At 69.1% G+C, this 12,459-nt stretch carries 9 protein-coding genes; 2 read left to right on the top strand and 7 right to left on the bottom strand.

Translation table 11 applies throughout. From position 1 onward, the window contains the following. The first annotated feature begins 181 nt into the window (after nucleotides 1-181). Nucleotides 182-2,569, top strand: coding sequence for an NAD-dependent DNA ligase LigA (gene ligA, locus DS843_RS27405; RefSeq protein ID WP_149472000.1), 2,388 nt, complete (start codon nucleotides 182-184; stop codon nucleotides 2,567-2,569). A gap of 110 nt (nucleotides 2,570-2,679) precedes the next feature. Continuing rightward, nucleotides 2,680-3,078: a bacteriohemerythrin gene (locus DS843_RS27400; RefSeq protein ID WP_149471999.1), complete on the top strand. Its 399-nt coding sequence runs from the start codon at nucleotides 2,680-2,682 to the stop codon at nucleotides 3,076-3,078. A gap of 465 nt (nucleotides 3,079-3,543) precedes the next feature. Here the strand turns inward: DS843_RS27400 and lpxC are convergent, their stop codons facing one another. The 7 genes from lpxC to murC form a co-directional block, all read right to left on the bottom strand. Then, nucleotides 3,544-4,488: a UDP-3-O-acyl-N-acetylglucosamine deacetylase gene (lpxC, locus tag DS843_RS27395; RefSeq protein ID WP_149471998.1), complete on the bottom strand. Its 945-nt coding sequence runs from the start codon at nucleotides 4,486-4,488 to the stop codon at nucleotides 3,544-3,546. 338 nt (nucleotides 4,489-4,826) lie between these two features. Then, entirely contained in the window at nucleotides 4,827-6,611 is a 1,785-nt protein-coding gene (gene ftsZ / locus DS843_RS27390; protein WP_149471997.1) for a cell division protein FtsZ, read from the bottom strand. Between the two features lie 124 nt (nucleotides 6,612-6,735). Next, the gene (ftsA, locus tag DS843_RS27385; RefSeq protein ID WP_167525490.1) at nucleotides 6,736-7,998 is read right to left on the bottom strand and encodes a cell division protein FtsA; all 1,263 of its coding nucleotides are present in this window, start codon (nucleotides 7,996-7,998) and stop codon (nucleotides 6,736-6,738) included. Nucleotides 7,999-8,079: 81 nt separating this feature from the next. Further along, nucleotides 8,080-9,042 (bottom strand): cell division protein FtsQ/DivIB, encoded by a 963-nt coding sequence (locus DS843_RS27380; protein ID WP_149471995.1) that lies wholly within the window; start codon nucleotides 9,040-9,042, stop codon nucleotides 8,080-8,082. After that, nucleotides 9,027-9,971, bottom strand: a complete 945-nt coding sequence (locus DS843_RS27375; RefSeq protein ID WP_149471994.1) for a D-alanine--D-alanine ligase — start codon at nucleotides 9,969-9,971, stop codon at nucleotides 9,027-9,029. The genes DS843_RS27380 and DS843_RS27375 overlap by 16 nt, the downstream gene beginning before the upstream one ends. A gap of 148 nt (nucleotides 9,972-10,119) precedes the next feature. Further along, nucleotides 10,120-11,031 (bottom strand): UDP-N-acetylmuramate dehydrogenase, encoded by a 912-nt coding sequence (gene murB, locus DS843_RS27370; protein ID WP_149471993.1) that lies wholly within the window; start codon nucleotides 11,029-11,031, stop codon nucleotides 10,120-10,122. An 11-nt stretch (nucleotides 11,032-11,042) separates the two neighbouring features. Beyond that, nucleotides 11,043-12,458, bottom strand: coding sequence for a UDP-N-acetylmuramate--L-alanine ligase (gene murC, locus DS843_RS27365; RefSeq protein WP_149471992.1), 1,416 nt, complete (start codon nucleotides 12,456-12,458; stop codon nucleotides 11,043-11,045). Nucleotide 12,459: the final 1 nt, after the last annotated feature.

The following is a 12,459-nucleotide window of genomic DNA, read 5'->3' as shown; positions in this document are numbered from 1 at the left end:
ACCCTTGCGTCCTCGCATCTGTCAAGGCTCTCGCGTCTGTCAAGGCCCTCGTATCTGTCAAGGTTGGTGTGTTTCGGGCGGAATGCCAGCCCGGCTCAGGCCGGACTCCACGGCGCGTTCCGCTGGCGTTATGCTGCGCCCCCTGCGCCATCCCCATGAGAAGGCACCGAAGAGACCCGCCATGAACGACCTGTTCGACACCCCCGCCGCGCTCCGCGGCATCCCCGTGGAGGAGCTGACGGTGGAGCAGGCGCAGGCGGAACTGGCCGCGCTGGCCCAGGAGATCGCCCATCACGACCGGCTCTATCACCAGCAGGACAAGCCGGAGATTTCCGACGCCGCCTATGATGCGCTGGTGCGCCGGAACAACGGCATCGAAGCCCGTTATCCGGAGCTGCGCCGCGCCGATTCGCCCTCGCTGCGCGTCGGCGCCGCCCCGGCGGCGGGGTTCCGCAAGGTGCGGCACGCGCTGCCCATGCTGTCGCTCGGCAACGCCTTCGAACCGGAGGAGGCGCACGAATTCGTCGCCCGCGTCCGCCGCTTTCTGGGACTGTCCGACGACGCGCCGCTGGAATTCGTGGCCGAGCCGAAGATCGACGGGCTGTCCTGCTCGCTGCGCTACGAGAACGGGCGGCTGGTGCTGGCCGCCACCCGCGGCGACGGGACCGAGGGGGAGGACGTGACCGCCAACGTGCGCACCATCCGCGATGTGCCGCATGTGCTGGAGGCTCCCTTTCCCGCCGTTCTGGAGGTGCGGGGCGAGGTCTACATGAACCGCGACGACTTCCTGGCGATGAACCGCGCCTATGCGGAGCGGGGGGAGGACCTGTTCGCCAACCCGCGCAACGCCGCCGCCGGATCGCTGCGCCAGAAGGATTCGAAGATCACCGCGTCGCGCCCGCTCTGCTTCTTCGGCTACGCGCTGGGCGAGCTGTCGGAGCCGATCGCCGACACCCAATGGGGCATCCGCGAGCGGTTGCGCGGCTGGGGATTCTCGCTGAACCGCCCGGCCAACCTGTGCGACGGGGCCGACGCCCTGCTGACCCACTACCGCAAGATCGGGGAGGCGCGCTCCGCGCTGCCCTTCGACATCGACGGGGTGGTCTACAAGGTCAACAGCCTGGAGCTTCAGCAGCGGCTGGGCTTCGTCAGCCGGGCGCCGCGCTGGGCCATCGCCCACAAATTCCCGGCGGAGCAGGCGCAGACCCGGCTGAAGGGCATCACCATCCAGGTCGGCCGCACCGGCGCGCTGACCCCGGTGGCGGAGCTGGAGGACATCACCGTCGGCGGCGTGGTGGTCAGCCGCGCCACCCTGCACAACGAGGACGAGATCGCCCGCAAGGACATCCGAATCGGCGATCTGGTGACGGTCCAGCGGGCCGGCGACGTGATCCCGCAGATCGTCGGGGTGGTGGAGGGGCAGCGCCCCGACGACGCCGTGCCCTACGTCTTCCCCGACCATTGCCCGGTCTGCGGCAGCCTTGCCGTGCGCGAACCCGACGAGGCGGTGCGCCGCTGCACCGGCGGCCTGATCTGCGCCGCCCAGGCGAAGGAGCGGCTGCGCCATTTCGTGTCCCGCAACGCCTTCGACATCGAAGGGCTGGGCGAGAAGACCATCGAGGAGTTCTGGGAGGATGGGCTGATCCGCTCCCCCGTGGACATCTTCACGCTGGAACGCCGGGTGGCGGCGGGGGAAATCGCCATCCTCGGCCGTCCGGGCTGGAAGGAAAAGTCGGTCGAGAACCTGTTCGCCGCCATCAACCAGCGGCGCGAGCGCATCGACCTGCACCGCTTCATCTTCGCGCTGGGCATCCGCCACATCGGCGAGGTGACCGCCAAGTCGCTGGCCCGCCATTACGGCTCGATCGACGGCTGGCTGGAGGGGATGGAGCGCGCCGTCGCCAACATGCCGGGCGACGCGTGGCGCGACCTGCACGCTCTGAGCGGACTCGGCCCCGTGAAAGCCGACGCTCTGCTCGCCTGGTTCGCCGACCCGGAGAACCTGCCGAAGCTGGACTTCTACGCCGGCCAGGAGGCGTTGCGGCTGGACAGCGTCATCAAGCTGCTGGGCATCAAGAAGGTGGACAGCCGGGCCGCCCAGGCGCTGGCCGAACGCTACGGCACCCTGGCGGACTGGAAGGCCGCGATGGTCGCGGCGGTCGGCGCGCAGCCCGGCCCCGGCTGGGGCGAACTGGTCGCCATCCCCGACGTGGGCGAGGTCGCCGCGGAGGAACTGGCCGGATTCTTCCAGGAGGAGCGCAACCGCGCCATCATCCACGACCTGCGCGCCGCGGGCGTGCGGGTGGTCGACGCCGAGCGCCCGAAGGCGGCCAGCGGCTCGCCCGTCGCCGGCAAGACGGTGGTCTTCACCGGCACCCTGGAAACCATGACCCGCACCGAGGCCAAGACGCGCGCGGAGTCGCTGGGGGCCAAGGTCGCCGGCTCGGTCTCCGCCAAGACCGACTACGTCATCTGCGGAGCGGACGCGGGCAGCAAGGCCGCGAAGGCCCGGGAACTGGGCGTCACCATCCTCAGCGAACAGGAGTGGGCCGACCTGATCGCCGGTTGAGGGGATCGGACGGGGAGGGGACGGCGCGGCTGAGTGCCGCGTTGACGCCCCCCGCCGCCGGCTCCATAAAGGAACAAAGCGCCATAATAAGAATGAGAAGGGGGATCGCCATGGACTCCATTCAATGGTCGCGCTGGATGAGCGTCGGCATCGAAGAACTCGATGAGGACCATCGCGTTCTCGTAGACATCGTCAACAAGCTGGGCGCGGACGAGAACCGCGCCTCTCCCGACGTCATCGAAGCGATCCTCGACGAGCTGATCCACTACACCAAGGATCACTTCGCACGCGAAGAAGCGCACATGGCGCAGGCCAACTACCCGACCTTCACCGCCCACAAGGCCCTGCACGACGCGCTGACGCGCAACGTGGAAACCTACCGCGAGCGCTTCCACGCCCAGCGCGACACCATCACCGGCGACGAGGTGTTCGAATTCTGCGCCGACTGGCTGGGCAAACACATCCTGAAGGAAGACACCCGCTTCGGCGCCTACGCCGCCGGCCAGTGAGGCTTCCTCGCGCCCCTCTCCCGCCCCGGAAGAGGGAAGGGGCCCGCGCCGAAGGCGTGGGAAGGGTGAGGGAGTTGCCAAGGTAAAGCGCCTCGTTTCCTGCGTGACCCTCACCCGGCTCTCAGCGGATGCCATAGGCATCCGCCTGTCGCCGTCAGCGCTGGCTTTCAGCCAGCGTGAGAGGCGCCTTCGGCGCCACCCTCTCCCGGGGCGGGAGAGGGGATTTTCACCGCGCCACCTCAGATAAAATCTCAAGAACACATAATAAAGTATTGATATAATTCAATATTATGGCGTTTCTTGATCGATCTCGCAAAAATCATCCCCTCCACTCCCCCGGAAGGGGAGGGGGCTGTGCGCAAGACTTGCCGCGCGCGAGTCCGGTAGGGGAGGGGAGTGCGCAAAAACGAAAATGCCCTCCCCGGAAGGGGAGGGCAGGGGTAAGGCGAAACCGGACGTCGCGTATCAGGCGACGGCGAGCTGCTCGGATTCGTGCCAGACGGCGCCCGGCAGCGCGTTGCTCGGCGGGGTCTCGTAGCACCAGGCGCTCGCGTCGGCGAACAGCGCGCGCAGGAGCTGGTTGTTCAGGGCGTGGCCCGAACGGACGCCGTGGAAGTGTCCGATGAAGGGCGCACCGGCCAGATAGAGGTCGCCCACCGCGTCCAGGATCTTGTGGCGCACGAACTCGTCGTCGAAGCGCAGGCCGCCTTCGTTCAGAACCTCGTCGCCGGAGATGACGACCGCGTTGTCCAGCGAGCCGCCGCGGGCGAGGCCCATCTTGCGCAGCCCCTCGACCTCGTGCAGGAAGCCGAAGGTGCGGGCGGCGCTGATCTCGTCGCGGAAGGTCTCGGCGTCCAGCTCCACCTCGTGGCTCTGCTGGGCGATGGCCTTGCTGGCGAAGTCGATCTCGAAGCTGAAGCCCGTCACATGGTCGGGCGTGAAGGTGGCGCTCTTGTTGCCCTCGGTCACGGTGACCGTCTTCAGGATGCGGATGGCGCGGCGCGCCGCGTTCTGGGACACGGTGCCGACGCGCTCGATGGCCTCCACGAAGGGGGCGGCGCTGCCGTCCATGATCGGCACCTCGATGTTGTCCAGCGTGACCAGGGCGTTGTCCACGCCGCAGCCGGCCAGCGCCGACATCAGATGCTCGACGGTGCCGATGGTGGTGCCGTGGGCGTTGCCGATGACCGTGCACAGCTTGGTATCGACCACATGGTCCCAGCGCGCGGGGATCACGGCCGCCGGGCCGCTGAGGTCGGTGCGCCGGAAGACGATGCCGGTGTTCGGCTCCGCCGGGGAAATCGTCAGGGTGACCATCGCGCCCGTATGCAGCCCGACGCCGGAGCAACGCACCGGCTTCGCCAGGGTACGCTGCAGCATGCCTTCGGTCTTGATGCGATTCTGAGCCACGGTGTCTGTCCCGCTTCTATCTTTGACTTCCTGCGGTCTGTCCGCGACCTGCCGCCTGTCTCCGCCGGAGGCGGGGCGGGTCGGCGCTTATGACCACATATGCTAGGTATCACTGGCCCCTGGGGAGGACAAATCACTCTTTGTTACCGTTTGTTGCAGGGCGGTAGAGCCCCATCCCCGGACGCGAAAAGACCGCCCCCGGAGCGTTCTCGCGAAGCTCCGAAGGCGGTTGAAGTCAAACAGGTTGTGGATGCCCGCCGATGCCGCTTCGAAAGAGGCGGCGGCGACCGGCGGGTTGCTGTTGCCCTCAGATCAATCGGGCCAGCCTCTTTGACGCGTCAGTTGGCCTGACGGCGCAGGAAGGCGGGGATGTCCAGCGCTTCCTCGTCGATCTTCGGGGTGGTGCCGTCGACGCCCATGGCCTGCGGGCGCGGGGCGGCCATCGGCTGCTGCTGCGGCGCGGCCATCGGCGGCTGCTGCATCACCGGCTGCTGGTGTTGGGGCTGCTGGTGCTGCGGCTGGTGATGGTGCTGATGGTGATGCTGCGGCTGGGGCTGCGGGGCCGGCTGCGGGGCCGGTTCCGCCTTGCGGCCGGCCAGCCCGGTCACCAGACCGAACAGGAAGTTCGGCTTGCGGGCCGGCGCCGGCTCCGCCTGGGCGGTGGCGGCGAGCTGGCTGGACATCGGCGGGGCGTTCATCGGCTGGCGCGGGCCGGGATCGGCGGCCTTCGGGGCGATGAAGTGGCCGTCGCGGCGCTCGCTGTGCAGCGGACCGGCGGCGACGCTGCGGGCCGGGGCGGTTTCCACCGGCTGCATGGCGTCGTGGGTCATCGGCATCGGCTGGTGCATGTGCTGCGGCGCGTGCTGCATCGGGGCATGCTGGACCATCGGCTCGATCGGCTGCTGGGCCGATTGCGGGCCCGGCTGCTGGACCGGGACATGCTGCTGCACGTCGATCGGCTGGGCCTGCGGGGCGCCCATCGGGCGCTGGGCCAGGCCGGCGCCGGGAATCGCCGGGGCGGCGGAGGCCGGGGCCACCGGGGCGGCCTGGGTCAGGCCGGCCGGGCCGGCGGGCTTCTTGATGCCGCCGGCGCCGCCGTTGCGGTCGGAGACCAGCGACAGGTTGACCGGATGCAGGGTGCGCGGGTTGGACATGGCCGCGGCGTCGATGCCGGTGGCGACCACCGACACGCGCATCACGCCGTCCAGCGAGCTGTCGAAGGTGGAGCCGAAGATGATGTTGGCGTCCGGATCGACCTCGTCGCGGACGCGGTTCGCCGCCTCGTCCACCTCGAACAGGGTCATGTCGTAGCCGCCGGTGATGTTGATGAGGACGCCGCGGGCACCCTTCATCGACACGTCGTCGAGCAGCGGGTTGGAGATGGCGGCCTCGGCGGCCTCGATGGCGCGGCGCTCGCCGCCGGCCTCGCCGGTGCCCATCATCGCCTTGCCCATCTCGGTCATGACCGAGCGGATGTCGGCGAAGTCCAGGTTGATGAGGCCGGGCATCACCATCAGGTCGGTCACGCCGCGCACGCCGGAATGCAGAACGTCGTCGGCCATCTTGAAGGCGTCCGCGAAGGTCGTCTTCTCGTTGGCGATGCGGAACAGGTTCTGGTTCGGGATGATGATCAGCGTGTCGACATACTGCTGCAGCTCGGCGATGCCCGATTCGGCCAGCCGCATGCGGTGCGCGCCCTCGAAATGGAAGGGCTTGGTCACAACGCCGACGGTCAGCAGGCCGCGTTCGCGGGCCGCGCGGGCGATGACCGGGGCCGCACCCGTGCCCGTGCCGCCGCCCATGCCGGCGGTGATGAACACCATGTTGGCGCCTTCGAGATGACCGATGATCTCCTCGAGCTGCTCCTCGGCGGAGGCCCGGCCAACGTCCGGCTTGGACCCGGCGCCCAGGCCGCGGGTCATGGTGGTGCCGAGCTGGACGCGCTTCTCGCAGAGCGAGCCCTTCAGGGCCTGCGCGTCGGTGTTGCCCACGACGAAGTCCACACCTTCCAGGTTGGACTTGATCATGTTGTTCACGGCGTTGCCGCCGGCGCCGCCGACACCGAACACGGTGATGCGGGGCTTCAGTTCGGGTTCGATGCTGGGGATGGTCACGTTGATCATTCTATGGCCTCCACAACCTTTTCATTGGTTCGATGTTTTGCGTCGCGGGTTCGCCCCGGTTGGGTCCGGGTGGTGTTTTTAGGCGGAAATGCCGTGGTGCGGCGGGAGCCTTTTTAAGTTCGGGTCAAAGGTTCTCCCGCAGCCACAGGCCGACGCGCCCGAAGAACCCCGTGCCGGAGCCAGCCTCATGGCCCGCCACGGGAAGTTCCGCCGGATTGCGCACGGCGTGGAGAAGAAGGCCCGCGGCGGTCGAATAGGACGGACCGCCTTGCGCCTCGTTCAGGCCGATGATCCGCGCCGGTCGCCCGATGCGGACCTGTTTGTCCAGGATCAACTGCGCCAGTTCGCGCATGCCCGGCAACTGGCTGGCGCCGCCCGTCAGGACGACGCGCCGCCCGACCAGCTTCGCGTAGCCGGAATGCTCCAGCCGCGAGCGGACATGCTCGAAGATTTCCTCCAGCCGGGGCTGGATGATGCGCACCAGATAGGATTTCGGCAGGTTGTTGGCGCCGAGGCGCTCCTCCTCGCCGACCTGGGGGACGTCGATCATCTCGCGCTCGTCGGCGGGGCTGGTCATGGCGCTGCCGTGCAGCGTCTTCATGCGCTCCGCATGGACGACCGGCGTGGTCAGCCCGCGCGCGATGTCGTTCGTGACGTGGTTGCCGCCCAGCCGGATGCAGTCCGCCCAGACCAGCGTGCCTTCCGAGAAGACGGAGATGGTCGTGGTGCCGCCGCCCATGTCGATGCAGGCGGAGCCCATCTCCATCTCGTCGTCGACCAGACAGGCGAGACCGGAGGCGTAGGGGCTGGCCACCGTGCCCTCGATGTCCAGATGACAGCGGGCGACGCAGGTCTGGAGGTTGCGCACGGCCCCGGCGGGCGAGGTGATGACGTGGGCCTGCACGCCCAGCCGCTCGCCGTACATGCCCTTGGGGTCGCGGATGCCGCGGCTGCCGTCGAGCGCGAATCCCACGGGGATCGCGTGCACCAGCGCCTGGTCCGGGCCGATCTGAAGGCTGCGGGCGTGGGCCAGCGCGCGGCGCACGTCGCCGTCCGTCACCTCCTGGCCGGAGACGGCGACCTCGGCGCTGAAGCCGTGGGAGATCGGGCAGGAAACGTTGACGATCACGTCGCGGATCGTCTCGCCGGCCATCTGCTCCGCCGCGTGGACGGCGGCGCCGATGGAGGTCTCCGCCGCCTCCATGTCGATGATGGCGCCGGCGCGCACGCCCGTGGCGATCTGGTGGCCGATCCCCAGGATGCGCACGGCCCCCGCATCCTCGACGCGGGCGATGAGGCAGCACACCTTGGTCGAGCCGACGTCCAGCGCGGCGATGATCCCGCCGCGGGTGGCGCGCTTTGGCTTTTTCGCCCCGTTGAAGCCCATGTTCAGCAAACCCTATGGCCTCGATGCGTCCGGTCGTCCGCGTTTCAGAAAGAGGGGTTCAGGAAGAGGGGTGGCGCGGGATCACGTCTTCTTGCCCGGCTTCTTCTTGTTCTCCTCCTCCGTCCAGGGAAGGACGGCGGTGGTGGAGGTCTGCAGCACGGCGCGGTCGTTCTGGCGCAGGTCGATGGCCACGATGTCGCGGTCCAGGACATGGCCCGCCGCGTCCAGCTCCGCCAACTGGCGCAGCGCGGACGGCATGCGGGCTTCCGGAAGCTTCACCACGACACCGTTCTTCAACTTCAGATCCCAGCGGCGGTCGCCGACCCAGGTGGCGGCGCTCACCTTTTCGCGCAGCGCCGGCACGTTGTCGAGCGCGGCGAGCAGCTTCGGCACCTGCATCGGCGCGTTGGCGCCGACGACCTGCGGAAGCGTCTCGATCCGCCGGTTGCCGCGGCGCGCCAGATCGGCTGCGTCGGCCAGCGGGCGGCCTTCGCGGTCGATCACGGTGAACTTGCGGTCGTGCTGCCAGATCGCCATCGGCTCCCGTTCCGTCAGGCGGACGAACAGGGTGTCGGGCAGGTGGCGCTCGATGGAGGCCGAGGCCACCCAGGGCAGGCTTTCCAGGCGCTCCCTGGCGTCGGACAGCGTGACGGCCAGGATCGGGTCGCCGCGCTGCGCGCCCAGCGCGCGTAGGACGGAGTTGCCGTCGGTTTCGGTCCGGCCTTCGACCAGCACCTCGGCGATGGCGAATCCGGCGGACGCGCTGGCCTGGATCAGGCTCTCCTCCAGCGCCGCGGTGGTCTCCGCGAAGGTGCCGCGCTGCCACGCCGAAACGGCCATGCCGGCGACGACCAGAACCGGAGTCAGCAGGATGGCCGCCTTGATCGCGGGACGGGTCCAGCGCGGCCAGGCGCGGCGGCGGTTGCCTTTCTGGGCGGACTTCGCCATGGCGCGCGGCGGAACGGGCCTGTCGTCGCGGCCCCGGTTCGCAGAGCCCCCGAAGCCGGGGCGGAACTGCGGATCGATGCTCAGTCGAGTTGGCATGCGGCGTTCTCCACCATCCAAGCGACGAGACCCCCGTAGGACATCCCCACGGATACGGCCTGTTCAGGCACCAGCGACAGCGGCGTCATGCCGGGCTGGTTGTTGATTTCGAGGAAAAAGAGTCCGTCGGTCCCACTTTTACGATCATCCCAGCGGAAGTCGCTGCGCGAAACGCCGCGGCACCCCAAGGTACGGTGCGCCAGGACGGCCAGTCTTTTGGCTTCTTCCGCGATGATCTCGGGAATTTGCGCGGGTACAGTATGAACGGCGTGACCGGCGCTGTATTTAGCCGTGTAGTCATACACCTGTGCTTCGAACCGGATCTCCGTTACGGCCAGGGCGCGGATATCACCGTCCAGACCGCCCATGACTCCGACGGTCAGCTCGCGGCCCGGGATGAACTCCTCCACCAGGGCGCGCTCGCCGAAGGTCCAGGCGTCGCCGACCGGGCTGTTCTGCCCCTCGCGCACCAGCGTGACGCCGACGGTCGAGCCTTCGTCCACCGGCTTGACGATGTAGGGGGCGGGCATCGGGTGGGCGCCGCCGGTCAGTTCGCCCTTCGTCAGGACGAGGCCGGTGGGCGAGCGCACGCCGACCGAGGCGAGCAGCGCCTTGGTCATCGCCTTGTCCATGGCGACCGCGGCGGCCCGCACGCCGGAATGGGTGTAGGGGATGCCGAGGAACTCCAGCACGCCCTGGATGGTGCCGTCCTCGCCGCCGCGCCCGTGCAGGGCGTTGAACACCACGTCGGGGCGCGGGTCGGTCAGCGCGCGGATCAACCCCTCCAGGTCGCGCTGCACGTCCACCGCGGTGACGCGGTAGCCTTCCTCCTCCAGCGCCTTGGCGACGCCGGCGCCGCTGACCAGCGACACCTCGCGCTCCGCCGACCAGCCGCCCATCAGGACGGCGACGTGCTTCTTGTGGGTCATGCGAGGTCTCCGCTGTTCCCTCTCCCCCCCGGGGAGAGGGTTAGGGTGAGGGGGTTTCGCATGCGCCGGACGTGAGGGAGCCGCGAGGCCGCCCCCTCACCCCGACCCTCTCCCCGGGGGGGAGAGGGAGAAAGATTGCGGTGGATGGTCATGGCACGCCGACCCGCTTGATTTCCCAGTCCAGCGTGACGCCGGAGGTCTCGAACACCCGGCGCCGGACCTCTTCGCCCAGCGCCTCCAGTTCCGCCGCGGTGGCGGTGCCCTGGTTGATGAGGAAGTTGCAGTGCTTCTCCGACACCTGCGCGCCGCCCATCGTCAGGCCGCGGCAGCCGGCCCGGTCGATCAGCTCCCACGCCTTGTGGCCGGGCGGGTTCTTGAAGGTCGAGCCGCCGGTGCGGGAGCGGACCGGCTGGGTGTCGGCGCGCTTGCCGGAAATCTCCGCCATGCGCTGCGCGATCTCCGCCGGGTCGCCGGGCGCGCCGCGCAGGGTGGCGCCGGTGAAGATCACGTCCTCCGGCACTCCCGCGTGGCGGTAGGTGAAGCCCATGCCCGCGTTGTCGTAGGACACGCTCTCGCCCCGGCGGGTCACGCCCCGGGCGGAGACCAGCACGTCCTTGATCTCGTGCCCATAGGCGCCGCCGTTCATGCGCAGCGCGCCGCCGATGGTGCCGGGGATGCCGGACAGGAACTCCAGCCCGGCGATGCCGGCGTCGCGCGCCACGGCGGCGACGTTCAGGTCCAGCGCCGCCGCCCCAGCCTCCAGCGTCGTCCCGTCCGCCGCGATGCCGGCGAAGCCGCGGCCCAGCCGGATCACCACGCCGGGGATGCCGCCGTCGCGGATCAGCAGGTTGGACGCGACGCCCAGCACCGTCACCGGCACGTCGTCCGGCAGCCCGACCAGGAAGCCGGCCAGATCGTCGGCATCCTCCGGACGGAACATCACCTCCGCCGGTCCGCCGACGCGGAACCAGGTGACGTTCGCCAGCGGCGCGTCGGCGGTCAGCCGTCCGCGGCAGGCGGGCATCCGGTCGATGAGGGAGGAGGAGGAAAGGCGTGTCATCGGAAGACCCGTCACGCCTTGCCCGACAGCTTGTCCAGCTCGCCCGGCAGGGCGTTGGCCCACTGGGTGATGTTGCCGGCGCCCAGGCAGACCACGAGGTCGCCGGGCCGCGCGATCTCGCGGATCAGTTGCGGCAGCTCGTCCGGGCCGTGCAGGGCGAGCACCTGACGGTGGCCGTGCATGCGCAGGCCCTCGACGAGGCTGTCGCGGTTGACGTTCTCGATCGGCTGCTCCCCGGCGGCGTAGACGTCCGCCACGATCACCGCGTCGGCGTCGTTGAAGCAGGTGCAGAACTCCTCGAACAGGTTGGCGAGGCGCGAATAGCGGTGCGGCTGCACGACGGCGATGGTGCGGCCCGTGCCGGCGGTGCGCGCGGCCTTCAGGACGGCGGCGATCTCCACCGGGTGGTGGCCGTAATCGTCGATCACGGTGATGCCGTTCGATTCGCCGGTCTTGGTGAAGCGGCGCTTCACGCCCTGGAACTTCGCCATGCTGTCGCGCATCACCACGTCGGGCAGGCCCATCTCGTTGCCCACCGCGAAGCAGGCCAGCGAGTTCTGGACGTTGTGCGGCCCGAACATCGGCAGGCGCACGCCGATGATGGTCCGGCTCTCCCCGGTGTGGCGGTCGTCGATCACCACGTCGTATTCGGCGCCCTCGGTGCCCAGCCGCATGTTCACGGCGCGCACGTCGGCCTGCGGGCTGAAGCCGTAGGTGATGATGCGGCGGTCCGACACGCGCGGGATCATCGCCTGCACCTCCGGATGGTCGATGCAGAGCGCCGCGAAGCCGTAGAAGGGGATGTTCTGGACGAAGCTGTCGAAGGCGGCCCGCATGTTGTCGAAGGTGCCGTAATAGTCCAGATGCTCCGGGTCCATGTTGGTGACCACGGCGATGCAGGCCGGCAGCTTGATGAAGGTGCCGTCGCTCTCGTCCGCCTCGACGACCATCCAGTCGCCGGAGCCGAGCCGCGTGTTGGTGCCGTAAGCGTTGATGATGCCGCCGTTGATGACCGTGGGGTCGAGGTTGGCGTGCTCCAGCATGTTGCCGACCATCGAGGTGGTCGTGGTCTTGCCATGCGTGCCGCCGATGGCGATGGCCCATTTCAGCCGCATCAGCTCGCCCAGCATCTCCGCCCGGCGGACGACCGGGACCAGCGCGGCGCGTGCGGCGACGACCTCCGGGTTGTCGCGCTTGACGGCGGAGGAGACCACCACCACGGCGGCCCCGGCGATGTTCTCCGCCCGGTGGCCGATGCTGATCTGGATGCCAAGCTCGCGCAGGCGCTTCACGTTGGCGCTCTCCGCCAGGTCGGAGCCCTGGACGGTGTAGCCGAGGTTCCGCAGCACTTCGGCGATGCCGCTCATGCCGATGCCGCCGATGCCGACGAAATGGATGGTGCCGATCGAGAGGGGGAGGGCGCGCATG

Origin of the sequence: Roseomonas genomospecies 6, assembly GCF_008365375.1 — a bacterium.
GTDB lineage: Bacteria > Pseudomonadota > Alphaproteobacteria > Azospirillales > Azospirillaceae > Azospirillum.
Note: the sequence above shows the minus strand (reverse complement) of the source record. Positions and strands in the feature narration are given on the sequence as shown.